Consider the following 26,812-nt stretch of genomic DNA (forward strand, 5'->3'; position numbering starts at 1 on the left):
CGCTGCGCATCGCCGATCTCGCCGGCAGGCGAGTGGCGATCTGGGGGTTTGGGCGCGAGGGCAAGGCGGCCATTACCGCCATCCGCACGCGCCTTCCCTCCTTGCCGCTGACGCTGTTCTGCAGCGAGGCGGAGGTGGCAGCGGCCAGGGTGTTCGATGCTTCACTGGCGGTGCGCGGCGAGGAGCCTGACGCCACGGCGCTGGCCATGTTCGACGTGGTGGTGAAGTCGCCGGGCATCTCGGCATACAAGCCGGCGCTGCTCGCTGCCCGGGAGACCGGCATCCGCATCACCTCGGGCACGGCCCTGTGGTTTGCCGAGCAGCCGGATGCTCGTGTCGTCGCGGTCACCGGCACCAAGGGCAAGAGCACGACCACGGCCTTGCTGGCGCATCTCGCGCGCAGCCTTGGCGTGCGTACGGCGCTGGCGGGCAATATCGGCATGCCATTGCTCGAACTGCTCGGGGAGTCGGCCGGCCTGTGGGCCATCGAACTGTCCAGTTTTCAGACCGGGGAGGCGGGGCAGGTCGAGCTTGGGGTCATGACCAGCCTCTACGAGGAACATCTCGACTGGCATGGTTCGCGCGAGCGCTACATCGAAGACAAGCTCAAGCTGGCCAATGTGTCGAAGCAGCTGCTGGTCAATGCCACGCAGCCGCCGCTGCTGGAACGTACGGCGCGGCACCCGTATCGCATCGTGTTCGGTGATGCGAAGGGCTGGCACGTGGCCGGTGGTTTCATTTGCCGTGGCGCGCAGTCCCTATTCGAGATCGCGAAGCTGCGCGCCCCGGGTGAACACAACGCGCTCAATGCCTGCGCGGCTCTCGCAGCGCTGGAGGCCTTGGGCCTGGATGCCCTGAGGGCGGCACCCGCGCTCGCCGACTTTCGTCCCTTGCCCCATCGCCTGCAGCCCCTGGGCGAGCACGATGGCTTTCACTGGGTGAATGACTCCATCAGCACCACGCCACTGGCGACACTGGCGGCGCTGGGAAGCCTGGATGGGCGTGCGGTGACCGTCATCGTGGGCGGCCACGATCGCGGCCTGGATTGGAGCGAGTTCGTCGCCGCGATGAAGGCGCACGCGCCGCACGCCATCGTGGCGCAGGGCGTCAACGGCCCACGCATCGCCAATGCCTTGCGCGAAGCCGGCGTGGCCGTGGAGGAAGCCGGGGATCTTGCCGCCGCCGTTGCGCGCGCTCGCGCGCTGACGCCGGTGGGCGGCACCATTCTGTTGTCACCTGGCGCTCCCAGCTTCGACCAGTTCCACGACTATGCCGACCGCGGTCGGCATTTTGCCGAGATGGCCGGGTTCGACGCGCATGAGATCGTTGGCATCGAAGGGCTGGGCATCGGCTGAGCGATTGGCGTCCTGTGGGAGCGCACCCTGTGCGCGACTGCGGTGCATCCGTGCCGCTGCTCCGTCAGGTTGTCGCGCACAGGGTGCGCTCCCACAAAAGCGGGTGCCGCGTGGCATAGACTGGTGGTCCGAGCGAACGGAGAACCTCCATGCCGAAAGCCACGCCTTTCCTCATGTTCCAGGGCGGCAACGCACAAGCCGCGCTCGATCTGTATGTCGCCACCTTCCCTGGTTCGCGCATGCTCAGCGTAAACCGGTTTACCGCGGGCGACATCGGCCCCGAAGGCTCCATCAAGACAGCGCGCTTCGTCTTGTGCGGGAGTGAATTCATGTGCTCGGATAGCCCGATCGAGCATGCGTTCTCGTTCACGCCGTCCAGCTCGATCTTCGTCGAGTTCGACGCTGCCGAAGCGCTGGATCGCACCTTTGCCGTGTTGTCGGACGGCGGCGAGGTCCTCATGCCGCTGGATGACTACGGTTTCAGTCGGCGCTTCGGTTGGGTGAACGATCGATTCGGCGTGTCCTGGCAGCTATCGCTGCCGCTCCAGCATTGAGGGGAAACGACCTGACCATGGATATTCGCCTTGATGATCTGCGTAGCGCCAAAGTTGCGGCGTTGCTGCAGGAACACCTGGACGACATGGCGAAGCATTCGCCTCCGGAAAACATCCACGCGCTCGATCTGGAAAGGCTGCGCCGCCCCGAGATCACGTTCTGGACGGTGTGGGAGAGCGGCCAGTTACTTGGCTGCAGTGCCATCAGGCAACTCGACGCCATGCACGGCGAGATCAAGTCCATGCGCACGTCGAAACATCACCGCCGCAAGGGCGTGGCGGCATTCATGTTGCAGCACATTCTGGATGAAGCCGCGCGGCGTGGTTATCGGCGGCTGAGCCTGGAAACCGGGTCACCGGCTGCGTTCGAACCGGCGCGGCAGTTGTATGCGCGGTTCGGATTCACGTATTGCGGGCCGTTCGGCGAGTATGTGGACACCTCGTACAGCGTGTTCATGACGCGGGCGATCCGGGGTGCTTAGGGCATTTTGATTCTTGTATCTGCACGGCATTTGCAAACTGACCTAGCCCTCACCGTCATCCCTGCGAAAGCAGGGATCCAGCGTCTTTCGCTTTCGTTTTTGCCAGGCGCGTAAAAGGCACTGGATCCCTGCTTTCGCAGGGATGACGGTGAGGGCTGTTGCCGCATGCAACGAGCATGAATGAAAAAGCCACGCCCCTCACGAGGCGTGGCCTTTCATTTCATCGCATCGAAGAACGGTTACCAGATCTTCACGCGATCGGCGGGTGCCAGGTACAGCGTCTCCCCCTGCTTCGGCTGGAAGGCGTCGTACCAGCCATCCAGGTTGCGCACGGTCTGCGCGCGGAAGCGGCCCGGCGAATGCTCGTTGCCGATCACGCGCTGGCGCATGGCCGCATCGCGAACCTTTTCGCGCCAGCTCTGGCCGAAGGCCAGGAAGAAGCGCTGATCGCCGGTCAGGCCGTCGATCACCGGCGCCGGCTTGCCGCCGAGCGACTTGTGGTACGCGATGTACGCGATGGTCAGGCCCGATACGTCGGCAATGTTCTCGCCCAGCGTCTGCTGCCCGTTCACGTGCAGGCCCGGCAGCGCTTCATAGGCGTTGTATTGCGCGACCAGCTTCTGGCCGGCGGCCTTGAAGTGCGCCTGGTCTTCCGGTGTCCACCAGTTGGCCAGGTTGCCCTGCGCATCGAATTCGGCGCCGAGGTTGTCGAAGCTGTGGCTGATCTCATGGCCAATCACGGCACCGATCGAGCCGTAGTTCGCGGCCGGGTCGGCCTTCGGATCGAAGAACGGCGCCTCGAGGATGGCGGCAGGGAAGTTCAGCGCGTTCTGCAACGGCAGGTTCACGGCATTCACCGTCTGCGGTGTCATCCACCATTCGCCGCGATCCATCGGCTGGCCGAGCTTGGCGAGCTGGTGTTCGTATTCGTACTTGGTCGCGCGCTCCTGGTTACCCAGCGCATCGTCGGCGCGGATCTCCAGCGTGCTGTAATCGCGCCAGCTGTCCGGGTAGCCGACGCTCACCTGGATACTGGCGATCTTGGCCTTGGCCTTCTGGCGCGTGGCCGGCGTCATCCAGTCGATATGGTCCACGCGCTCGTCGAAGGCGGCGAGGATGTTCTTCACCATCTGCTCGACCTGCTGCTTGGACGAGGCAGGGAAGTACTTCTTCACATAGATCTGGCCCACGGCATCGCCGAGCGCGACATTGGTGCTGGCCACGCCGCGCTTCCAGCGGTCACGCTGTTTGGGTGTGCCCGACAACGTCTGGCCGTAGAAGCCGAAGTTGAGATCGGCATAGGCCTTGGGCAGCAGCGACGCGCTTTCGTTGAGCGTGTGGAAGGTGAGGTAATCCTTCCATGCCTGCAGCGGCTCGCTGGCGGTCAGGGCGGAAAGCGCCTTGATGGCCGGCACCTGCCACACGTCGACGACTTTCTGCTGGTTCAGGCCGGCGGCCTTGAAGTAGCTGTTCCAGTCCAGGCCCGGCGCGTTCTTCGCGAACGCATCCATCGCCCACGGGTTGTTAGCCTTGTGGATGTCCTGGCTGTCGACGATGTCGACCTGGGCCTTGGCGATCTTGGTTTCGAGCTCAAGGATGGATTTGGCTTTCGCGTCGGCATCGGCCACGCCCGCCTGCTTCAGCAGGGCGGCGATGTACGCCTGATATTTGCCGCGCGTTTCCACCATCGCCTTGTCATCGGAGAGGTAATAGTCGCGCGTGGGCATGCCCAGGCCGCCCTGCAACAGGTACGGGATGTTGCGCGAGGCATCTTCCAGACCGTGCGACACGAACAAGCCGAACAGGTGTTCGGTGTGGAAGTTGGTGGCGTTCACCGGGTCCACGTCGGCACGCAGGCCTTCGCCCAGCACGCGGGCGAGGTCGGCCTGGCTCTTGATGGCGTCGATCTTCTTCAGTTCGGGCTGCAGCGGTTCGAGGCCACGCTTCTCGATGGTGGCCTCGTCCATGAACGCCGCGTAGTAGTCGGCGATCTTGCGCTCGCTGGAGCCGGCCGCCGGCTTGGCCTTGCCCGCCTCCTGGATCAGCTCCGCGTTGCGCTTCTCGGCCTTCTGGAACACTTCCAGAAACACGCCGGTGCTGGAGCGGTCGGCCGGGATCTCGGCCGTCTTCTTCCACGTGCCATTGGCATAGTTGTCGAAGTCGTTGCCAGGCAGCACGCCATGGTCGATGCCTGCGAGATCGATGCCGCTGGCGCTGCGCGCCGTCGCGTGCTGCGAAGCCGGCTGGGTGCTGGTGGCCGCCAGCGCGCAGGTGGTGGTCATCGCCGCGGCCGTGAAAATCCAACGAAGTTTCCGCATGGCGGTCTCCAGATCAGGGAAAAGGACAACGATAGTCTCTCATGCTCCTGCCGGGGGCATGACTCTTGGGCTATGGATGGTCTGGTTTCCCGCAGGCGCGTGCCCGAACGAGATCGCGCCCGGATTACCAGTCAGGTGGCGAGGGGTTTTCAGCGCTCAATGCGGTAATTGAGCGAAGCGCGGTTGAAGTCCGTAGCGCTCTGCGCTTCGAAGTTCCAGCGCGCGTTGAAGTGATAGCGCAGGGTGATGACCTGTCCCGGGTCGAACAGGCCCACGCCGTAGCTGATGTACAGGCGTGGCGAGAGGTATTTGCCGACCGTGAAGGCGGAGCTGCCGTTGAGCGCGTCGCTGCTGCTGACGCCAATGTCGTCCACGCCAAGACGCGAGCCGATGCTCTTGGCCAGCAGGTTGCCGGTGGCCGAGCCCAGCGCCTGTGCGGCCGCGCCCACCATGTTGCCTTCGCCGCCCTTCACCTGCGACAGCGGCTTGCCGGTGATGAGGTAGGCGAGGGCGTCGGACTGTTCCATCGGCGGCTGCGAGAACACGGTGAGCACTGGTCGCTGCGCCGTGCCCGCGATATTCAGGCCGACCTGCTGCCCGTCGTCGATGGTGGCATTGGGGTTGATCTTGCGGATCGCGCGGATGTTCAAGCCGGGGTTGTCGATGGGCGTGCTGGCGAACAGCAGCTGGCCGCGATCGATCTGCAGGTTCTGGCCGTAGGCCTTGTAGGTGCCGCTCACATCGATCTGGCCCTGGCCGGTGGTCGCGCGGCCAGGTCGCTCGCTCACCACCAGCTGGCCGCGCAGCTTGCCGTCGAGCCCCATGCCCACCAGGTGCGTCTTGTTGCCCAGGTTCACGGTGACCGTGGCGGAGAGCGGCATCTGGCTGGCGGCTTCCTGTTGCTGCTTGTCGTCCACCACCACCACGTCGGACGATGCCTTGGTGGCGCCCGCACCGGGCAATTTGTCGAGGTTCACGTCGGCGCTGTCGAGCGCGACACTGCCGGTGATGTCCAGCCCCTTGTCGTCGTGCTTCACCGCAAGGTCCGGGGAGATCGCCACCTTGGCCGCGGGAATATCGACCGCCCTGAAGTTGCTGCCCTTCACGGTCAGCACGCTCTGGGCGTCAGCGCCCAGAGCCGCGGTGCCCGCCAGGACGATGTTGCCGTCGCCCGAGTGCAGCGTGCCGTCGATGTTGAAGTGCTGTGCGTCCGTGGTGCCGATGGTGACGCGGCCCTGGCTCAGCTTCAGTCCCATCGCGGGGATTTCCGCGGAAAAATCCGTGAGGTTGGCCTGGCCGCTGATGGCCGCCTGCGACATCGTGCCGGCCAGGTTGAAGTCGCCGTTCATGGCGCCCTTGGGGTTCACCACTTCGGTGGAAAAGATCTCCAGCAGCCTGAGGTTGCTCACATGGATGCCAACGTGGCCGCCCAGTGATTGCTGCGCGCCGCTGATGGTGACCAGGCCGTCCACCCGTCCGTTGTTGGTGAGCCCGGCATGCAGTTCAAGCTGCTGGCTGGAGGGGCTCAGCTGCGCGGTCAGCGCCAGGTTGTCGTAAGTCACCAGGGGCTGATCGACGTGGTCGGCATAGGCGATGGAGCCGTGCGGCGAGGTGATCGCGGCATGGCCGGTCAATGCACCCGCCGCGTTGCGACGGATGTTGCCGTTGCCATCCAGCGAACCCTCCACGCGCATCGGTGCCTTGCTGGTGCTCACGGCGCTCATGATCAGCGCGATGGGCAGCCCATGCAGGCGATAGCTCGCATCGAGGTTGCCGGTCTTGTCCTGCCTGGCTGCCGCGCAGAGCAGCGGCTCGCCGGCGGTGAGGCAGAGTTCGGAAAGATTGAGCGCGCCCTCGTTGTACGACAGCGAGGTGGACTGCTGCAGCCGCCAGCGTGGCAGACCGGCAAGATCGATGTTGAGCGTGGACAGCGAACCATTCCACGCCGAACCCTTGAGTGCGCCGCTCAGCGCCAGCTCCGTGGAAAGCGGTGAGCCGCGCGCCGCGAGCGTGAGATGGTGCCGCTCCGCTGTGCCATCGCCATGCACGTCGATCTGCGTGAAAGCGAGCCCGCCCGCGTTGACGCCGCCTGCCTGCAGTTCCAGCTTGCCGCCGGGATGGCTGATGTCTGGCACATTGCCGACCAGGCGCAGATGGTCCACATGCTGCCCGGCGTAACTCAGCGCGCTGCCCTGCAGGTTCGCATCCACGGCGAGCCGCGGATGCCTGCCGCGTATCTGGATGGTGCCCTGCAGTCGTCCCGCCGCGTCCGGGAGCCAGTCGCCGAGGGAGGCGACGGCGAGCTTGATCGTGACGTCGTTGGTGTTGCCCGGGCGGGCGTCGATGAGCGCGTCGCTGCCGCCGGAGACAAGATGCAGCTTGCCATCCACCACACCCGCGGGTGGCAGGTGCAGCTTACCGTCGCCGTGTACGTTGCGATCACGCAGATGGCCGTCGAGCTTGCGGATATCCAGCGTGACGTCGGGTTGATCCTTCGGCAACGAACCTTCCGACGCGATGTCGAAATCCAGCGAGCCGTTCCACTTCGCCAGCAGGTGCCCCGGGTCGAACTTATTGGCAGTGGCTTCCAGCTGCCAGCCCAGCGCCGGCTGCAGGGTGATCGTGCCCTTGGCCTGCAGGTCGCCTTGCGCTTGCTTGACCGTCAGCGCATGGAGGTTGATGAGTTTCTGCGTGCCGTCGAGGTTGAGCGTCACGTCGGCCAGCTTGTCCGCAGGGCCGATGGCCAGTGCGCTTTCCGCATGGAACTGCTCGGCGCTGCCTTTGGCGGTGAGGCTGCCATGGCTGAGCAAGGTCTGGCCGGCCATCTGTTCCGGCAGCACCACATCCTTCCACTCGATGGTGAGATCCGCGCTCAGCGGCTTGGCCGACAGCTGCACGACACCGTGTGCGTTGACGTTGCCCTTGAACTGCGGCGATGCCACGCCGAGCTGCTCCAGCGTGAGCGTGTTCAGGTCGTCGCTGAAGCGTGCCGTCAGCGGTTGCAATTGCACCTGGGTGTCGTTGAGCCCCAGCTGTCCGTTGACGGTGCCGCTGCGGCGATCACCCTTGCCGGTGAGCGCAACGGACAGCCCGGTGAGCGAGCTGTCCCCCAGGAAGGGCTTGGGATCGAAGCGTGGCGCGTCCAGTGTCGCCGCCCACGCGTAGTCGCCGCTCTGCGCCATGTCCAGTTGCAGGCGGGCAGCCGTGGGCTGCGTGAGCTGCAGGTCGACATGTGCCTGCTTGCCGTCGCCACGCGCGGCGAGTTCGCCGCCGTATTCGGTGCCACCGGCGGTCCAGGCGAAGACGATCTTGCCGTCGCCCTGGTATTGGCTGCCGACGACGATGTGGCCGGTGAGATCCGCATGGCCCTCCGGCGCTTTCAGCGCAAGCTGGCGCAGTTCGACGCCGCGGCGAGCGGTCCAGCTGCCGGCGACATCCAGTGAGTCGGAGGCGAATACCGGTTGTCCCGCCTGCGTGATCTTCACGGTGCCCACATGCGCACGGTCAAGCACCATGTCCAGTGGCGGCTGCAGCAGGGAGAAGCTGCTTTCGCTTGGCGGCTGATCGGGTTCGCTCGGCGGCAGGGCGACATCCACGCCGTCGACGTTCAGGTCGCGCACGTGCAGTCGTTTGCGCAGCAGGGCCGGCACGCGCAGGTCCAGATGGGCCTTGGCAATCCTGGCGTCGAGGCCCTTGCCATCGGCATAGCGCAGGCCGGTGAGATCCAGCGGGCCCACGAGTCGGCCGTCCGCCGATTGCACGGTGAGTTGGCCGTTCGTGAAACCTTCCGCCCGCGCCAGTGCGAAACGCAGGCCTGACGATGTGCCCAGCAGCCACGCAAGCAAGGCCAGCAGCAACACCAGCAGCGTGAGCAGCGACAGCAAGGTCCAGCGCAGCCAACGGCGGCGGGGACGTGGTGCGGGCGCAGGGGCTGCGGTCGTCGAGGTCATGAGGTCGCTCACAGATCCGGGCCGATCACAACGTGCAGCTCCACGCCGTGGTCATCCGGGTTGTGCACCGGTGTGCCCAGGTCTACCCGGATCATACCTACGGGTGAAAGCCAGCGAACGCCCAGGCCGGCGCCTATCTTCGGGCGGTAGTCGGTGCCGTTGAAGGCGTTGCCCGCGTCGACGAAGGCCGCCATGCCCCAGTTGCGGGTGAAGTAGTGCTCGACTTCGGTGCTGCCCACCAGCAGGTCCTTGCCGCCGATGACGCGGCCGTAGGCGTTCTTGGGGCCGATGCTCTGGTAGCCGTAGCCGCGCACCGAGCGGTCGCCGCCGGCGAAGAAGCGCAATTGCGGCGGCAGGGCGTCGAAGTTGTCCGTCCACGTGGCGCCGGCCGAGGCGCGCAGGATCAGGCGGTTGTTGCCCCAGAAGGAGTTGATCCATTTGCCATCGGCGGTGACCTGGCTGAAGCTGGCATCGGACAGCAGCGGGCCCACGGTGCTGCGTGCGGTGAATGTCAGCGCCCAGCCGTTGCGCACGAAGATCGGGTTGTCGCCGGCTTTGCGCGACAGTGAGGCCTCCGGATAGAACAGGTTGCTGCGGCCGTGCTCCAGCCCCGGCGTACTGTCCGATTCGCCCGCCTTCTGGCCGACGGTGAAGGTGCCATCCAGCGCGTGCAGGCCGATGGTGCGCAACCAGCCGTGCCATTGGCGCGTTTCGTTGGCGACCAGTTCCAGTGTCTTCGATTTGGACGTGTCGGTGTTCGAATCGCGATAGGTGGCGCCGTAGTTGAAGCTGCGCTGGTTGGGGCCGGGCATGGGCACCGTGTACAGCGTGGACACCGTCTTGAGCTTCTGCGCGAGGATGATCTCGTTCTTCCACTTGTGCCCGCTGCGGTTCACCCAGCGTCGTTCCATGCTGGCGCGCACACCGAAGCCCGTATCGGTGCCGATGAACGGGCCGCCGGTGTAGACGGTGCGCTTGCCCGGCGACAGTTCCACCTTCACGTCGACCACGCCGTTCTTCTTGTCGTCGACATCGGGCAGCACGTTCACCACCGAGAAATAGTCCGCGCCGTTCAACGCCTGCTGGAGCTGCAGCAGCTTGTCCTGCGAAAAGTAGTCGCCTGACTTGAAAGGCACGTAGCGCTGCAGAAAGCCTTCCTTGAACTGCGAACCCTCGAAATGCACCTCGCCGAACTTGTAGCGGGGGCCGGCATCCCAGGCGAGATGGATCACCGCGCTGCGTTCGCCGCGATTCACCTCGACACGGTGGGTGACCAGCCGGGCATCCAGAAAGCCGTTGGCGGTGAGGGCGCCGCTGAGCGCATCACGCGCGGCGTCGTACTCGCCGTGGTTGAGCGTCTGGCCCTTGAGATTCTCGATGGCGCGCTGGGCGCGGCGGATGGCGGGAATCTTCGCCGCCGTGGCATCCAGCGTGAGATCCACGCCGGTGACCGTCACGGGCGACCCCGGGCTCACGTGCAGCGTCACGCGCCAGTTCTCCCCGACCGGGTCGAGCCGGCCCTGCACCTTGGCTTCGTAATAGCCGTACGGTTCCAGTGCCGTCTTCGCCTGGTCGAGCGACTGCTCGTAAAGGCGGCGCACCTGGGCCTCGGTGACGTCGCGATTGGCGTACTGCGCGATGTCGACACCCGAGCTGACGGCGAGCTTGAGCGGATCGTCCACGCCATCCACCACCAGTTGCACGCCCGCATGCGCCAGCCACGGGGCCAGCAGCAAGGGCAGCAACATCAGGCGTCGAAGGCGGCGCATGCGGTTCCATCCTGGAAGAGTCGGCGTGCACGCGCAGTCGACGCGTGCACGCCAGAGCTTAGCCCATCGGTTGACGCGACCTCATGAACGTCGCGTCGACACCGCGGCTTTCTCAGCCGGCCTTGTCGCCGGCCTTGTGTGCGATCCACGCACCGATGACGGCCGACACATACGGAATGGACTGCGCCGCCAGGATGAACATCCACAGCGTGCCTTCCACATAGTGCGTGCCGAAGCGCAGACCCATGCCGATGATGCAGGAGACCAGCGCGATGGCCATCAGAAATTCCTCGCGCACCGGGGCGAACGCGGCGAAATTGCTGCCACCCAGGCGCCGGCTCTTGGCGGTGACCACGAACGAGGTTTTCTCGCGCGTCAGGCCATGCAGGATGCCGCGCGCAATGGCGTGCGACAAACCCATGCTGGCCAGCGACGCCATCAGCGTGTCGTACCAGCCGCAGGGAACGCGGGCGCGGTACAGCACGATGCCGAAGATCGCCTTGGCGAAGAAGAAGCCGATCACCGGGATCAGGAACAGCTGCATCGGCAGGCTGAAGATGGTCGGGAAGGCCACCATGCCGGCGGTCCAGAAGATCGCCATCATGGTGAAGATCAGATGCAGTGCATCGGCGAACCAGCTGAACCAGCCGGTGAGGAAGTGGAAGCGCTGGCCACCGGAAAGCGGCCCCTTCCTGGTCATCCAGTTCCAGCGGCCCTTGAGGATCTGCATGGCGCCGAAGGCCCAGCGGTAGCGCTGGCTCTTGTACGCCTTGAAGTCCGCCGGGGTCAGGCCCACGCCCATCAGCTCGTCGACGTAGACCAGCTCGTAGCCGGCGTGCATCAGGCGCAGGCCGAGCTCGGCGTCCTCGCAGATGGTCCATTCCGACCAGCCGCCGGTGCCTTCCAGCGCCGAGCGGCGCACCATGGTCATGGTGCCGTGCTGGATGATCGCGTTGCGCTCGTTGCGGTGATGCATGCCGATGCGGAAGAAGCCGTCGTATTCCCACGCGGTCATGCGACGGAAGCGGTTGTGCTCGAAGTCGCGGTGCGCCTGCGGGCACTGCACCACGGCCACCTTCGGGTCGTGGAAGTAGCCGGTCAGCGAGGCCAGCCAGTCTTCGCGCACCACATAGTCGGCGTCGATCACCGCCACCACGTCGGCCTGCGGATCGGTTTCCTTCAGGCCGAAGTTCAGCGCGCCGGCCTTGAAGCCCGGCCACGGTTCCAGATGGAAGAAGCGGAACTTGCTGCCCAGCTTCTCGCAGTATTCCTGCACCGGCTTCCAGATCGCCGGGTCCTTGGTGTTGTTGTCGATCACCAGGACTTCGTAGTTCTGGTACTTCAGCGCGGCCAGCGAATCGAGCGTGACGATCACCATCTCCGGCGGCTCGTTGTAGCAGGCCAGGTGGATGGACACGAACGGCTGCTTCTCCACCGGGTCGGGCGGCAGCATGCCGGCATGGCGGATCCAGTTGCGGCGCCACAGCACTTCGGTGAATTCGAAACCGTTGATCAGCAGGATGGCGAGAATGGCGATCTGTGCCGGGAACAACAGCACCAGCATCGTCCAGTCGACCCAGCTCAGGTAGAAATTGAACGGCAGCGTGGCCGACCACACGATCAGGCCGCAGGCCAGCTGGATCAGCGCGCAGAAGAAGAAGCGGCCCATCAGCTTGAAGCGGCTGTAGCGGCTGGCGAACCAGACCATCGGGATCAGCGCCAGCAGGCTGGCGGCCAGCGCCTTCCACGGCCAGGCGGTGTCCTCGGTCACCGGGCCGGTGAACGGGAACTTCGGCTGGCGGTCGGCGTTGAACATGCCCCAGTACGCCTCGGTGCGGCCCGACAGCGCTTCCTTCCAGGGCTGGTCGAACGCCTCCATGACGTAGTAGTCGATGTTGTCGCGCTTGGCCACGTTGAACCAGGTGCGCAGGAAGATCGCTTCGTTGGACACCGACGGATCGGCGTACTTGTAGCGGTCGCCATTGGACGGCCAGCCGATTTCGCCGATCACGATGGGCTTGTTCGGATACATCCTGTGCAGCATTTCGTAGCTGCCCAGCGCATCCTTGATGGCGGGAAAGCGGTCCGCGCCCGAACCGGTGCTCACGGCGGCGATGCCGTTCCAGTACGGGAACAGGTGCACCGTGATGAAGTCGACGTGGTCCACCAGTTCCGGGTACTTCGCCCAGATGTGCCACGGTTCGGCGACGGACACCGGCTGGTGGATCGCCGCGCGCACGCGGTCGACATAGGCCATCAGCTGTTCCGGCGGGATGTCGTTGCGGAACAGCACCTCGTTGCCCACGATCACGCGGTTGATCGAGTTGGGGTAGCGACGCGCCTGCGCGATCAGCGTGTCGACTTCCTTCTCGTTGTTGTCCAGGCGGCGGTCAATCCACGCGCCGGCCAGCACCTGCAGGCCCTCTTTCTCCGCCAGGCGGTAGACCTGCGGGTTCTGCAGCGTGGAGTAGGTGCGGATGCGCGGGGTGTAGCGCTTGAGCAGCTTGAGGTCGTCGTCGATCTGGTCGTCGGAGGGGAAGTCGTTCTTCAGCGGGCTCTGATAGCGCTGGAAGGCGGACAGGGCGAAGCCGCCGATCGGGCCGTCCCAGTTCTCCGGTCCGTTCGGCAGGTTGCTCCACCACCAGAGGCCGATATTCATGGCCGCCACGATCAGGGCGAGCAAAAAGGCTGCGAGCAACGGGTGCCGGCTGTCGTGGTTGGTTGTTGACGCGCTCAAAACGATCCCCGTGGCTGCCTCACACGAGGCCGAAAAGCCCGCTGAGCTTAACCATGGAGCGCTTTTCGCTCAATAAAGACGGCAATACATGGTCAGCCCGAGGTCAGGCCTTGGACGGACCGGGTACCGTAGAAATGCGGTTGTTCAAACGCCGTGAGCGCGCCGGCCGATGCCGCCCCGGCCTGAACACGCCCGGCACGGGCCGGGCAGGGCCGCCGGGGGGGCACGGGCCGGGCCGACGCCGGTGTCTATTTGAGCAGGGAGCGCAGCATCCAGGCGGTCTTCTCGTGCTCCTTCAGGCGGCCCGTGACCATGTCCACGGTGCCCTCGTCGCCGGCGCTGTCGGCCACCTTGATGGCCTGGCGGGAGGTATGGGCGGCCATTTCATGGCCTTCGACCAACTGGCCGACCATGTCCTTCCAGTCGGGGACGCCTGGCTCCTCCCGGATGGCGGTGAGCTTGCCAAACTGGCTGTAGGAGCCCGGGGCGAACACGTCCAGTGCGCGGATGCGCTCGGCGACCTCGTCGGCGGCCAGCCACAGTTCGTTGTACTGGGTCTCGAACATGGTGTGCAGGCTGTTGAAATGCGGGCCCGTGATGTTCCAGTGGAAGCTGTGGGTCTTCAGGTAAAGCGAGTACGTGTCGGCGAGCAGCCGGGACAGGTGTTCGCCGATCTGTTCGCGGTCCTTGGTGGCGATGCCGATGGAAATGGCCATGACGTGCTCCTTGTATGCGTGGGGACGGAACTGGCAGCCAGCTTAGGCAGCGGGCGCGATGCGGGGAAATGAATCCTTCCGATGTCGGCGATAGCCCGTGGCTATCGCACGTCGGCGCGGGCTTTTTGAACGTGGTCCGTTCGCCCCGGCACCGTCCCTCGCGCGGCGACAGGCCGTCTGGCGTCCCGGCGGCCGGACCGCGCTTGCCACGCCCGGCACCGGCTATCATGTGCGGTCCGATGACCCCGACTGCCTCCAACGCCGCCTCCCCCGACGTGCGACTGCGTCCGTTGCGCCAGGCGCTCGACGACGTCTCCAGCCGCGACTATGGCCGCCTGCTTGGCCGGTGGCGTGAACTCACGCGCCGTTTCGACGAGAAGAAGCTGGCCGCGCTGAGCGCCGATATCGACGCCTCCGCGGCGAAGCGCAAGGCGCGTGCCGACGCCAAGCCGGCGATCCGCCTCGATGAATCGCTGCCCATCACGGCGCGCGCCGATGAAATCGTCGAACTGATCCGCAAGCACCAGGTGGTGGTGATTGCCGGCGAAACCGGCTCGGGCAAGACCACCCAGCTGCCCAAGCTGTGCCTGGCCGCGGGCCGTGGCGAGGCGGGCATGATCGGCTGCACCCAGCCGCGCCGCCTGGCCGCCCGCTCCGTGGCGCGCCGCGTGGCCGAAGAGCTGGCGACGCCGCTGGGCGACCAGGTCGGCTTCCAGGTGCGCTTCAACGACCAGGTGTCCGAGCGCACCCTGGTCAAGTTCATGACCGACGGCATCCTGCTCGCCGAGACGCAGGGCGATCCGTGGCTGGGCGCGTACGACACCATCATCATCGACGAGGCGCACGAGCGCAGCCTCAACATCGACTTTCTGCTGGGCTACCTCAAGCGGCTGGCGGCCAAGCGTCCGTCGCTGAAGATCATCGTGACCTCCGCCACCATCGATACCGGACGTTTCGCCGAGCATTTCGGCGATGCACCCATTGTGTCGGTGGAAGGGCGCACCTATCCGGTGGAGGTGCGCTGGCGCTCCGTCGACGAGGTGGCCGCAAGGCGAGGCCAGCGGGCCGGGGACCTGCAGCAGGGCAGTGCCGACCACGTGGCCGCGGTGCTGGATGAAATCACCCACGACGATCCGCGCGGCGACGTGCTGATCTTCCTGCCCGGCGAACGCGAGATCCGCGACGCGCATCTGCTGTTGTCCCGCCGCCAGTACCGCGAAACCGAGGTGTTGCCGCTGTACGCGCGCCTTTCGGCCGGCGACCAGGATCGCGTGTTCAAGCCGGGGCCGAAGCGTCGCGTGGTGCTGGCCACCAATGTGGCGGAAACCTCGCTCACGGTGCCGCGCATCCGCTACGTCATCGATTCCGGGCAGGCCCGCGTCAAGCGCTACAGCCAGCGCAGCCAGCTCGAGCGCTTGCATGTCGAGCCGGTCTCGAAGGCCGCCGCCGACCAGCGCAAGGGGCGCTGCGGCCGCGTCGGCCCGGGCATCTGCTATCGCCTGTATGACGAGGCGGACTTCGAGAGCCGCGCCGCCTACACCGACCCGGAACTGCTGCGCTCGTCGCTGGCCAACGTCATCCTGCGCATGCTGTCGCTGCAGCTGGGCGAGGTCGACGAGTTCCCGTTCCTTGAAGCGCCCGATCCGCGCGTGGTGGCCGATGGTTATCGCCGCCTCGCCGAGATTTCCGCCATCGACGATGCGCGGCGCCTGACTGCGATCGGTCGCACCGTGGCCCGCCTGCCCATCGACGTGCAGCTGGCCCGCATGCTGGTGGAGGCGCAGCAGCTGCACAGCCTGCGCGAACTGCTCGCCATCGTGTCGTTCCTGAGCATCCAGGATCCGCGCGAGCGCCCGGCCGATGCCCGCCAGCAGGCGGATGCCGCACACGCGGCGTTCGCCGATCCGAAATCCGATTTCGTCGGCGTGTTGAATCTTTGGCGCGACTACGGCAAGGCGCACGAGGATTTGACGCAGTCGAAGCTGCGCGACTGGTGCTCGCGTCACTTCCTCAGTTTCATGCGCATGCGTGAATGGCGCGAACTGCATCGTCAGTTGCTGCTGGTGGTGCAGGAGCTGGGGTGGAAGCTGGATACCGGTCCGTCCCCCCCGACCCAGCGCGAACAAGGGGCTAACTCGCGCCCTGCCGCCAAGGTACCTGCTGCCAAGGTGGAGAAGAAACAAGGACGGCCGGGTCCGTCTGATCCTTCGTTGCGCACCTCCGAGGAGCGAGGTGGGGCAGACGACGAGGCGGCGAAGCAGTACGAAGCCATCCATCGCAGCCTGCTCGCCGGCCTGCCCACGCAGGTAGGCCACAAGGACGAGAAGGGCGTCTATCGCAGCACACGCGAGCGCCGCTTCCAGGTATTCCCCGGTTCGGCGTTGTCCAAGGTGCCGCCCAATTGGATCTTCGCCGCGCAGATCCTCGATGTCGGTGGACGCGTGTGGGGCATGATGTGCGCCCGCGTGGAGCCGCTGTGGATCGAGCAACAGGCCGCGCATCTGCTGCGTTCGTCCTGCCGCGACGCGCACTGGTCGCGCAAGCGCGGGCACGTGGTGGCCTACGAGCAGGTGAGCCTGTTCGGACTCACGCTGGTCGAGCGTCGCCCGGTCACGTTCCAGAAACAGGACCCGGTGTTGGCGCACGAGATCTTCCTGCGCGAAGCCCTGGCGCGCTGCGATATCGATACGCGCGCCGACTTCGTGCGCGCGAACCAGCGCGTGCTGGAAGACGCGCGGGGCATCGAGGCCAAGCAGCGCCGCGAGGGCCTGCTGCGCAGCGAGGACGAGCTGGTCGGCTTTTTCGAGGGCAAGCTGCCGCAGGACATCGCGGACAGCCGTGCGCTCGATGCGTGGTACCGCAAGGCGCGACCCGCCGAGCAGGCTGCGCTGCGCTGGTCGCTCGACGACGTGATGAGCGGCGGCGCGGGGCTCGACCCCAAGGCTTTTCCGGCGTCGCTGGAAGTGCCACCGCAGAAGTACCGACTCGAGTATCGCTTCGTACCGGGTGACGACGCCGACGGCGTCACCTTGCACCTGCCGCTCGCCATGTTGAATGCGCTGCCCTCGGCACGCTGCGAATGGCTGGTGCCCGGCTTGCTGGTGGAGAAGGTGGCGGAGCTGATCCGCGGATTGCCGAAAGCATTGCGCCGCAACTTCGTTCCCGCACCGGATTTCGCGCGAGCCTTCGTCGAGGCCGAGGCACCGCGCGACGAATCGTTGACGAAGGCGCTGGCCGCTTTCCTCAAGCGCGCCACCGGCGTGGATATATCCGCCGCCGAGTTCGATGCGGTGGCATTGCCCGCGCATTTCCGCATGCGCTACCGCCTGCACGACGAAAACGGCAAGACGCTGGCCACCGGTCGCGACCTTGCGGCCATGCGGGCGCAATGGGAAGGGCAGGCGCGCGAGGCGTTCTCGCGCAAGACCGATATCGAACTGACCCGCGAGAACATCGCCAGCTGGGATTTCGAGGAGATCCCTGCCCAGGTGCGCTCTGCCGGCGGGCTGCTGGCTTTCCCTGCACTGGTCGACCTGGGTGACGCGGTGGCGCTGCGCGTGTTCGAACGCAGCGACGAGGCGCGCGAGGCCCATGTGCAGGGCGTGGTACGCCTGCTGCGCAACGCGCTCGCCAGCGACATGAAGCAGGCACGCCGGCGTATGCCCGTGGGCAATCCACTGGCCTTGAAGTACGCACCGCTGGGTGGCGTGGACGGCCTGCGCGAGGATCTGGTGGAAGGTGGTTTCCAGGACCTGCTGGCGCGTTACTCGCTGGATGTGCGCACCGCTGGCAGCTTCGAGGCCCTGCACACGCAGGCGGTGCGCGAGCTGTTTGGCGCCGCCGTGGAGCGCCTGAAACTGGCCGAACCCATCATCGAAGCCCAGGCCGACCTGAAGCCGTGGCTGCAACCGCCGCTGATGGGCTTTGCCCGCGCGAGCTACGACGACCTGCGCGAACAGCTTGATGCGCTGCTCGCGCCGGGCTTCCTGCGTGAGTTGCCGACCGCGCGGCTGGCGCATTATCCGCGCTACCTGAAGGCCATGCGTTTGCGGGCGGAACGCCTGCGGCAGGATCCGGCCAAGGACCAGCAGCGGTTATTGCAGGTGCTGCCGTTCTGGCGCGACTACCTCAAGCATCGTGCCGCGGGTACGGACGGCTTGGACGAGCTGCGCTGGCTGATCGAAGAATGGCGTGTGTCGCTGTTCGCGCAGGAATTGAAGACGCCGGAGCCGGTGTCCGCCAAACGACTCACGCGCGCGCTGGAAAACCTTTCCTGATCGTCGCGCGCTTTATCTTTGCTGTGGGAGCGCACGCTGTGCGCGACGGGGAACACCCCGGTACTCACGAATCGCGCACAGGGTGCGCTCCCACCGCCGAACAGACAACGGCGCGCCTTACTTGATGCGCTTGACCGACGTCGTGTCGTTGCAGCCATCCACCGCCATCATCCAGTTGCCCATCAGCGAGCGGCGGATGGTCACCTTCGGGTTGTCGTCAGACGCGCAGGCGAAACTGGTGCTGTCCGCCTGCTGCCACACCTGGCCGTTGTCCAGCGTGAACTGGCCATGGCCATTGAAGCCATTGAAGCGGCCCTGCACGTGGGCCTGCACCGGACCAGCCTTCTCGCCGCTGGGATAGAACACCGGCTTGCCGCTTTCGTCGACCATCTTGGTGACGACCTTGCCGTGGCCGCCCAGCCAGTTGTCGAGGTTCTTGAGCTCGTCCGGGGACAGCTTGTCCAGGCCCGCCGCCTTGAACTCCGCCGGTGTCATGCGCTGCTGCAGCGGTACGTACTTGTCGGCGGCGAAAGCCGCCGTGGGGAGGGCAACGACGACACTCAACAACAACGGCAGCAGGCGGGCCAGGCGCATGGGGCAATCCTCTCGGGTACCAGGGAATAAAACGTCGCCGGCGCAGCATACACGGCATGAACCGCGTGTTCATGCGCGGCCGGGGAAAAGCCCGCCATTCGCGCTCAATACGCCCCGGAGTCAATACGCCCTAGAATAGCGGCATGGTTCAAGCCGCCCTCAACGCAAGCTCGGGTCTGGCCGAGTGGCGCGAACGCGCCGGCAGCGTGTCGCCCGTGCTGGGCGAGGCGCTCGATGCGTGCGCGTTGTTGCCGATGAACCAGTCCGAGTGCGTCGACGTGCTGGATCTGCTGGCCATGCTCGGCTGCGACGCACAGACCCAGGCGGCCGCCTTGTGGTTCGAGGTGTCGCGGATCGATCCGGCGTCATGGGCGCTGCGCGAGCCGCATCTTCCGCAGGAGCTGCAGCGGCTGGTCGGTGGACAGGTGGCGGCGGAGCGCGTCTGGGCGCTGCATGCCCAGCACGGTGCCGACAGCGGGGCGGAGGGGTTGCGCCGCCTGTTGCTGGCGATCATCCGCGACCTGCGCGTGGTGTTCATCCTGCTCGCGCGGCAGCTGGCGCACATGCGTGCCGCGAGCACCCTGCCTGACAGCGAGCGCCAGCCGCTCGCCCGCCTGACGCGGGACATCCATGCGCCGCTCGCCAACCGGCTGGGCATCTGGCAACTGAAGTGGGAGCTGGAGGACCTCAGCTTCCGCTACCTGCAGCCGGACACCTACAAGCGCATCGCGCGCCTGCTCGACGAACGTCGCGTGGATCGCGAGGATTTCATCCGCGAGTCGCTGGCCACGCTGCACGGCGCGCTGGAAGCGGCGGGCATCCGCGCGGATCTGGCTGGCCGGCCCAAGCACATCTATTCGATCTGGAAGAAGATGCAGCGCAAGGCGCTGGAGTTCTCCGATCTCTACGACATCCGCGCCATACGCGTGCTGGTCGATTCCATCGGCGACTGCTATGCCGCGCTGGGCGTGGTGCATACGCTGTGGCCGCACCTGCCGGGTGAGTTCGACGATTACATCGCACGCCCCAAGGGCAATGACTATCGCTCGCTGCACACCGCGGTGATCGGCCCGCGCGGCAAGACGCTGGAAGTGCAGATCCGCACGCACGAGATGCACCGCATCAACGAATTGGGCGTGGCCGCGCACTGGCGCTACAAGGAAGGCGGCGCCGGCGACAGCGAGTTCGAGGCGAAGATCGCCTGGATGCGCCGCCTGCTGGAGCCGCGTCCCGACAGTGAAGGCGATCTTGCCGCCGAGCTGCAGACCGAATTGCTCGAAGACCGCGTCTACGTGCTGACGCCCAAGGGCGAAGTGGTGGACCTGCCGCACGGGGCCACCGTGCTGGACTTCGCCTACCACGTGCATACGGAAGTGGGCCACCGGTGCCGGGGCGCCAAGGTCAATGGACGCATCGTGCCGCTGACCTTCCAGCCGTCCAGCGGCGACCGGGTGGAAGTGCTCACCGGCAAGGTGGCCGAACCCAGCCGCGACTGGTTGTCGCCGCACCACGGTTACCTGCACACCTCGCGCGCGAAGGAAAAGGTACGCACGTGGTTCCGCCGCATTGCCCATGACGCCAATCTCGCGGCGGGCCGTGCCATCTTCGAGAAGGAGATCAAGCGGCTTGCGCTGCCGGCGGCGGACATCGGCAAGTTGCCGGCGCATTTCCACCTCAAGACCCATGACGAGCTGCTCGTCGCGCTGGCTTTGGGCGAAGTCGCTCCCGGCCAGATCGCCCGCGTGCTGCAGGAAGCGGCGGCACCTGCGCCCCTGCCCGCACCACCCTCGGCTGCCGCGCACGCGCGGCAGGCCGTGCGCGACCACAGCGCGCTCAGCATCGAAGGTGTCGGCAACCTGCTCACCACGCTCGCGCGTTGCTGCCAGCCGCTGCCGGGCGACCCGGTGCGCGGTTTCGTCACGCGCGGCCGTGGCGTGTCCGTGCACCGCGCCGATTGTCCCAGCCTGGCGCGACTGGCCCGCCGCGACCCGGACCGCGTGATCGAGGTGGAGTGGGGCAAGGCCGCCGCGCGCGCCTACGAGGTGGACATCGAACTGCGCGGCTACGACCGCAAGGGCTTGCAGAAGGATGTCACCAGCCTGATCAGCAACATGAGCATCCACATCATCGCCTCGTCCAGCCGGGTATTCGCGCAGACGGGCGAGGTGGAGATGCGTTTCACCCTGCGCGTGCGTGACTTCGAGGAACTGTCCGGCCTGCTCAGCCGGTTGGTGGCGCTGCCCAACGTGGTCGACGCGCGTCGCGTCAGCGGTGGCTGAACACCGTGCGGCCCGGCCCGGGTGGCGAGCCGGCGCGATGTTAAGCTGACACCGTTAGACCCCACCCTCGTGAGCCCATGAACGGACGCAAAGACCAGAACGACCGCGGGTCGGCCGGCCGCACCGAGCCCACCCTTGGCGACCTCGACAACCTGGACGGCAAGGAGCCCAAGCCCGGGAAGAGGGAAGACGACGGCCTGCCCAAGTTCTCGATCGACCCAGACATGGTCCGGCCCGCGCCGCCGCCACCACCCGAGCGCGGGTATCGGCGCCGTGGCTGGCTGATTCCGCTCGTGCTGCTGGTGGTCATCGGCGTGGGCACGTCGGTGTGGATCGGTCAGGACAAGTTGCGCGGCCTGGTGCCCAACACCGAACTGGACGGCATCCTCGGGCGCGCCGAAACGGCCCTGCAGCAGGGGCATCTGGACGGCACCGATGGCAGCAGTGCGCGTGAGTTGTTCGAGGCGGCGCGTGCGCTGCAGCCCGACAACGACCGTGCACGCGATGGCCTGCGCAACGTCGGGCAGGCCGAGATCGCCCGCGCCGATGCCGCCCTGCAGGCCCACAAACTCGACGAAGCCAGCCAGGCACTCACCGCTGCCCGCGAATTGCTGGGTGGTGGCAGTGACGTCGATCGCCTGACCCAGGCACTGGCAGCCGCCCGCAACGGCGTCGTGCCGACGGATCACCTGATCGAGCAGGCCCAGCAGGCCTTCGACGCCGGCAAGCTCGATGGCGACGGTGGCGCGGGCGACCTGTATCGCCGCGTGCTGGCGGCCGATCCCAACAATGCGGTCGCCAAGCACGGCCTGGACAAGGTCGGCGACGCGCTCGCCGTGCAGGTGCACAAGGCACTGGATGCCGGCGACCGCGCGACAGCTTCCGCGCTGGTGGATCGCATCGCCGTGCTGCTGCCCAACTACGCCGAACTGCCGGCCTTGCGCGCCGCGCTGGTGCAGGTCAACGAGCAGGGCAACAACGCGCTCGCCGATGCCATCAAGCAGGGCCAGGATGCTCTGCGCGACGGCCGCGTCAGCGGCCAGGGTGATGACACGGCGCAGGCTCATTTCAAGGCGGCGCTGGCGATCGATCCCGACAATGCGGATGCCAAGGCGGGCATGGGACAGGTAGCGCAGGCCCTAATCGTGCAGGCCAATGCGGCGCTGGACCATGGCGACAGCACGCATGCCCGCGAACTGATCGAACAGGCGGCCGCTCTTGCGCCGCATTCGGCGGATCTCGCTGCGGCGCGCGCGCGTCTTGGCGAGGAGCACAGGTCCAATGCCTCGCAGGTAGCCAAGGATGTTGCCGGCGATGTGGCCAGCGAAGCCGCCGCGGACAACAGCGAAGAGATGCAGCACCCGCCGCTCACGCCGCAGCAGAGCGCGGAGCTGGGGCGCATCATCCAGCGCGCCGACACCGCCGCGCACCAGGGCAACCTGATGCTGCCGCCGGGCGACAGCGCCTACGATCTCTACCGGCAGGCGCTGGCCATGGATGGCAACAATCCGGTGGCACGACAAGGCCTGGAATTGTTGCCGGCGCTGGCCATCACCCAGTTCAACCAGGCGCTCGCCAGCGGGAACCTTCCGGCGGCGGGCAACCGCCTGGCCGATCTGTCCGACTTGTCGCCGGGCAATACCAACCAGGGCGTGCTGCGCCAGCGATTGGCCGGTGCGTGGATGGACCAGGCGGAACAGCAATTGCAGAGCGGCGATCGCGCCGGTGCGGCGCAATCGCTGGACAGCGCGCGCAAGCTGTCACCCGGCAATCCGCGTCTGGCGACGCTGATGGCGCGCCTGCAGTCGGGCGGTTGAGGGCCGTGGCATGACCATCGTGGTGTTCGGGGCCAGCAGTCAGATTGGCCATTTCCTGCTGCCCCGCCTGCGCGCGCGCGGGGCGCCGGTCACCGCATTGAGCCGCAAGCTGCGGCCCGCCCAGGCGGGTGTCCAGTGGCTGCAGGGCGAACTGCCCGGGGCCATTCCTGCCGTGGAGCAGCCCTCGGCGGTGATCAGCTTTGGCCCGCTCAAGCCCTTCGGCGAGTGGCTGGCGTCGGCCCGGTTGCCCGCGTCCACGCGTGTCATCGCCACCAGTTCGATGAGTGCCGAATCCAAGCAGGCATCCGAGGTGGCGGCCGAGCGCGCGTTGTCGCAGATGCTGCGCGATGGCGAAGCCACGGTGGCGGCTGCCTGCGATGCGCATGACCTGCCGTGGACCATCTTCCGGCCCACCATCATCTACGGCGCCGGCATCGACAAGAGCCTTACCCCCATCGCGCAGCGTGCCAGCCGCCTGCACGTGTTCCCGCTGCCGGCGGGGCGCGGATTGCGCCAGCCTGTGCATGCGGACGATATCGCCGCCGCCGTGGTGGCCGCGCTCGATCAGCCGGAGGCGGCGGGTCGCATCCTGCCGCTGGGCGGCGGCGAGCGGCTCACGGCAGGTGAGATGTTCGCGCGCGTGCGCCGCAGCCTGGCCACGCCGACCCTGCCCGTGCCGATTCCGGCAGCGCTGCTGCGCCTCGCGCGCCATGCCGTCCCGCGTCTGCGGGGGCCGCTGACGCGGCTGGAGGCGGACCTGATTGCCGACAACAGCGAGCTGCAGCGCCTGCTTGGCGTGTCGCCCCGGCCGTTCCGGCCCGACGCCACCTGCTGGATCCCGCAACCGCCCTTGTAGGAGCGCACGTGTGCGCGACCGTCGTCCGCCGGGGCTTCCGAACAGCCGGGCTCTGCGGTCGCGCACACGTGCGCTCCTACAGTAGAGCCGCCCTCGGCACGCCCGGGCGGTGCCCGATCCATGCCACAACCTCTGCCCGGCGTTCAGATGCCCGCCGGGAAGCAGGCCCTATGATCCCCGGGCCTCTTCCTGTTCAGGATTCCCCCCCACTTGGACTTCTTGACCCGTCTCCGCTCGATCTTCAGTGCCGTCTGGCCCTGGATCCGCATTCCGTTCTGGGTCTGCATGGGACTGCTGTTCGGCTTTGTGCTGCCCTACACGCTGGTGTTGAACAAACGCGTGCAGGACCGTTTCAACGACCTGGTGTTCGCCGTGCCCACGCGCGTCTACGCGCGGCCCTTGCCGTTGTCCGTCGGTACGCCGATGACGCCGGGAGCACTGGAACTTGAGCTGACCTTTGCCGGTTACAGCAACGATGGTCGCGCCGACGTGGCCGGCACCTGGACCAAGGAAGGCAGCACCTACACCATTTCCTCGCGTGGCTACGCCGGGCCGGACGGTGGCGAGCTGCCCAAGCGCATCCGCATGGCGCTGGGCAAGGGGCAGGTCGCCAGCCTGAAAGACCTGGGCACCGGCAAGCCGATGGAGCTGGCTCACCTGGACCCCGCGCGCATCGCCACCGTATACGGCTCGCAGCAGGAAGAGCGCCGCATCGTGCGCCTGACCGACGTGCCGCCGCTGTTGCTGTCCGGCCTGCAGGCGGTGGAAGACCGCGACTTCAAGCATCACTTCGGCATCGACATCACGGCGATCATCCGCGCCTCGTTCGCCAATCTGCGCGCCGGGCACACGGTGCAGGGCGGTTCCACGCTCACGCAGCAGCTGGTGCGCAATCTGTTCCTCGACCGCGAGCAGCACTACTCGCGCAAGTTCAACGAAGCGCTGATGTCGATCCTGATCGAGGCGCACTACGACAAGAGCCGCATCCTCGAGGCCTACGTCAACGAAGTGTTCCTCGGCCAGCAGGGCGGCCAGGCGGTGCACGGTTTTGCCGCCGCGTCGGAGTTCTACTTCGGCCGCCGCGTGGAAGACCTCAAGCCGCAGGAAATGGCCCTGCTGATCGGCATGGTGAAGGGCCCGAGCTATTACGACCCGCGCCGCTATCCGGAGCGCGCGCTGTCACGACGCAACCTGGTGCTGGACCAGTTCGCGGAGACCGGCCTGGTTTCGGCGGAGCAGGCCAACGGCTACAAGGCGACGCCGTTGGGCATCGTCACCAACGGCCAGTTGCCGCATAACCGCTTCCCGGCCTTCATGGATCTGGTGCGCGTACAGATCACCAACGACTTCGACGACGAAACCCTTTCCAAGGGCAACCTGAGCATTTTCACCACGCTCGATCCGGCTGCGCAGGTCTACGCGGAGCAGGCGATCACCACCACGACCAACGCGCTGGGCAAGCGCGGCGAGGCCGCCCAGGCCGCCGCCGTGGTGACGGAAGCGCAGACCGGCGCGGTGCTCGCCATCGTCGGCAGCAAGGTGCCGGGCGACCAGGGCTTCAATCGCGCACTCGATGCGCGCCGCCAGATCGGCTCGCTGGTGAAGCCGCTGGTGTACCTCGTAGCGCTGACCAATCCGGAGCGCTGGAACCTGGCCAGTCCGGTGGAGGATTCGCCGATCAGCCTGCGTCAGTCCGATGGCAGTTTCTGGACGCCGAAGAATGACGAGGGCGACGTGCATGGCGCCGTGCCCATGGTCGATGCGCTGGTGCACTCGTGGAACCTCGCCACCATCAACCTGGGCATGAACATCGGCGTGCCACGCATCAAGGCGTTCCTTGAATCGTTCGGCCTCACCGGCGTGAACCCTAGCCCGTCGCTGTTGATCGGCGCGGTGGACATGGCCCCGTTGCAGGCGGCGCAGCTCTACCAGTACATCGCTGCCGATGGTCACGCGCTGCCGCTGCTGGCCGTGCGCGGCGTGGTGGATGCGCGCGGGCAGACCATCAAGCGCTACGAGGTGAAGACGGGTCCCGGCGAATACCAGCCGGCGGTGCGCCTGGTGACCTGGGCCATGCAGCAGGTGGCCCGCTCGGGTACGGCCGCATCGATCGGCAACTCCGGCCTGGCCTACCTCAATGCCGCGGGCAAGACCGGCACCAGCAACGACATGCGCGACAGCTGGTTCGCCGGCTTCACCGGCGACCATCTGGCGTTGTTCTGGATGGGCCGTGACGACAACAAGCCGAGCGGCCTGTACGGCGCCACCGGCAGCCTGCGCGCATGGCAGGAGCTGTTCAAGAAGCTGCCCACGCGGCCGCTGCCTGCTGCGCCGGGCGATGGGCTGGAAATGGCGTGGATCAACACGGCCGATGGCAAACGCTCGGAGCCGGGCTGCGAAGGAGCGCGTCAGGTGCCCGTCGTGGCCGGTACACTGTCGCAGGACGCCGAGGGCTGCTTCTGGCAGCGTGTCGGCAATTTCTTCAGCGGTGACGCCTCCCCCGCGCCAGCGGCCACCGCCCCCATCCGGTAATGATCATGCTTCGTCGCACCCTCCGCCTTTCCGCCCTTCCCGCATCGCTCGCCGTGCTGCTGCTCGCGGCGTGCACCCAGCCCGCGGCGCCCTCGCAGGCGACGCGCCCCTCGGTGTCCGACGACCAGATGCTGACGAGCATCCATGCGGCGGGCGACAAGGAAAAATCCGTGATCGACGTGAACCCGCTGCGCGATCCCGGCGTGGCGGCGCTGCAGGACGCGGCCGAAGGCGACCTGCGCGTCGGCAAGTACAGTGAAGCGGCCACCAAGCTCGACCAGGCGCTGAAGCTCAGCCCGGACTCGCCGGACCTGCTGCAGGACCGCGCCGAGCTCGCGATTCGCCTGAAGGATTACGCCAGCGCCGAGAAGTTTGCGCACCGCTCGTGGGAACTGGGCCCCAAGCTGGGGCCCTTGTGTGCGCGCAACTGGCAGACCATCGCCGTGCTGCGCCAGCACGCCGGCGACGATGCCGGTGCCGCGACGGCGGGCAAGGGCGTGGCCGAGTGCCATAAGGAAGGCATGCAGCGTTACTGAGCCTCGGCGTTTCCCTGTGGGAGCGCACCCTGTGCGCGAC

General features: G+C 66.7%; 15 protein-coding genes. 9 read left to right on the forward strand and 6 right to left on the reverse strand.

Annotated elements, in window-relative coordinates; genetic code table 11:
- Window positions 1–2: 2 nt before the first annotated feature.
- From murD to HY57_RS07260, 3 genes are all read left to right on the forward strand, one after another.
- Window positions 3–1,355, forward strand: coding sequence for a UDP-N-acetylmuramoyl-L-alanine--D-glutamate ligase (gene murD, locus HY57_RS07250; RefSeq protein WP_026034116.1), 1,353 nt, complete (start codon window positions 3–5; stop codon window positions 1,353–1,355).
- Between the two features lie 149 nt (window positions 1,356–1,504).
- Window positions 1,505–1,909, forward strand: a complete 405-nt coding sequence (locus tag HY57_RS07255; protein ID WP_019466369.1) for a VOC family protein — start codon at window positions 1,505–1,507, stop codon at window positions 1,907–1,909.
- 17 nt (window positions 1,910–1,926) lie between these two features.
- Window positions 1,927–2,391 (forward strand): GNAT family N-acetyltransferase, encoded by a 465-nt coding sequence (locus tag HY57_RS07260; RefSeq protein ID WP_019466370.1) that lies wholly within the window; start codon window positions 1,927–1,929, stop codon window positions 2,389–2,391.
- A gap of 239 nt (window positions 2,392–2,630) precedes the next feature.
- On the opposite strand, the gene HY57_RS07265 is transcribed toward HY57_RS07260, so the two are convergent.
- The 5 genes from HY57_RS07265 to HY57_RS07285 all read right to left on the reverse strand — a co-directional run bounded on the left by HY57_RS07265 (window position 2,631) and on the right by HY57_RS07285 (window position 13,881).
- The gene (locus HY57_RS07265; RefSeq protein ID WP_019466371.1) at window positions 2,631–4,709 is read right to left on the reverse strand and encodes a M13 family metallopeptidase; all 2,079 of its coding nucleotides are present in this window, start codon (window positions 4,707–4,709) and stop codon (window positions 2,631–2,633) included.
- 149 nt (window positions 4,710–4,858) lie between these two features.
- On the reverse strand, window positions 4,859–8,659 hold the full coding sequence (locus HY57_RS07270; RefSeq protein ID WP_050997957.1) for a translocation/assembly module TamB domain-containing protein: 3,801 nt from the start codon (window positions 8,657–8,659) through the stop codon (window positions 4,859–4,861).
- Between the two features lie 8 nt (window positions 8,660–8,667).
- Window positions 8,668–10,428, reverse strand: coding sequence for an autotransporter assembly complex protein TamA (locus HY57_RS07275; RefSeq protein WP_019466373.1), 1,761 nt, complete (start codon window positions 10,426–10,428; stop codon window positions 8,668–8,670).
- A 112-nt stretch (window positions 10,429–10,540) separates the two neighbouring features.
- Complete coding sequence (locus HY57_RS07280) at window positions 10,541–13,165, reverse strand: glycosyltransferase (RefSeq protein ID WP_026034118.1); 2,625 nt, start codon at window positions 13,163–13,165, stop codon at window positions 10,541–10,543.
- A gap of 248 nt (window positions 13,166–13,413) precedes the next feature.
- Window positions 13,414–13,881: a Dps family protein gene (locus HY57_RS07285; protein ID WP_019466375.1), complete on the reverse strand. Its 468-nt coding sequence runs from the start codon at window positions 13,879–13,881 to the stop codon at window positions 13,414–13,416.
- Between the two features lie 239 nt (window positions 13,882–14,120).
- Between HY57_RS07285 and hrpA the strand changes: the two genes are divergently transcribed.
- Window positions 14,121–18,158, forward strand: coding sequence for an ATP-dependent RNA helicase HrpA (gene hrpA / locus HY57_RS07290; RefSeq protein WP_019466376.1), 4,038 nt, complete (start codon window positions 14,121–14,123; stop codon window positions 18,156–18,158).
- A gap of 117 nt (window positions 18,159–18,275) precedes the next feature.
- Here the strand turns inward: hrpA and HY57_RS07295 are convergent, their stop codons facing one another.
- Window positions 18,276–18,752 carry a hypothetical protein gene (locus HY57_RS07295; RefSeq protein WP_019466377.1) on the reverse strand — a complete coding sequence of 159 codons (477 nt, stop codon included), beginning with the start codon at window positions 18,750–18,752 and terminating at the stop codon, window positions 18,276–18,278.
- A 143-nt stretch (window positions 18,753–18,895) separates the two neighbouring features.
- Between HY57_RS07295 and HY57_RS07300 the strand changes: the two genes are divergently transcribed.
- From HY57_RS07300 to HY57_RS07320, 5 genes are all read left to right on the forward strand, one after another.
- Window positions 18,896–21,031 (forward strand): RelA/SpoT family protein, encoded by a 2,136-nt coding sequence (locus HY57_RS07300; RefSeq protein WP_019466378.1) that lies wholly within the window; start codon window positions 18,896–18,898, stop codon window positions 21,029–21,031.
- Window positions 21,032–21,108: 77 nt separating this feature from the next.
- Window positions 21,109–22,848: a hypothetical protein gene (locus tag HY57_RS07305; RefSeq protein WP_019466379.1), complete on the forward strand. Its 1,740-nt coding sequence runs from the start codon at window positions 21,109–21,111 to the stop codon at window positions 22,846–22,848.
- A 10-nt stretch (window positions 22,849–22,858) separates the two neighbouring features.
- Window positions 22,859–23,704 carry an SDR family oxidoreductase gene (locus HY57_RS07310; protein ID WP_019466380.1) on the forward strand — a complete coding sequence of 282 codons (846 nt, stop codon included), beginning with the start codon at window positions 22,859–22,861 and terminating at the stop codon, window positions 23,702–23,704.
- A 219-nt stretch (window positions 23,705–23,923) separates the two neighbouring features.
- Window positions 23,924–26,236 (forward strand): penicillin-binding protein 1B, encoded by a 2,313-nt coding sequence (gene mrcB, locus HY57_RS07315; RefSeq protein ID WP_430536850.1) that lies wholly within the window; start codon window positions 23,924–23,926, stop codon window positions 26,234–26,236.
- Window positions 26,236–26,772 carry a tetratricopeptide repeat protein gene (locus HY57_RS07320; RefSeq protein WP_019466383.1) on the forward strand — a complete coding sequence of 179 codons (537 nt, stop codon included), beginning with the start codon at window positions 26,236–26,238 and terminating at the stop codon, window positions 26,770–26,772. The genes mrcB and HY57_RS07320 overlap by 1 nt, the downstream gene beginning before the upstream one ends.
- Window positions 26,773–26,812: the final 40 nt, after the last annotated feature.

The organism is Dyella japonica A8 (assembly GCF_000725385.1).
GTDB classification, from domain to species: domain Bacteria; phylum Pseudomonadota; class Gammaproteobacteria; order Xanthomonadales; family Rhodanobacteraceae; genus Dyella; species Dyella japonica_C.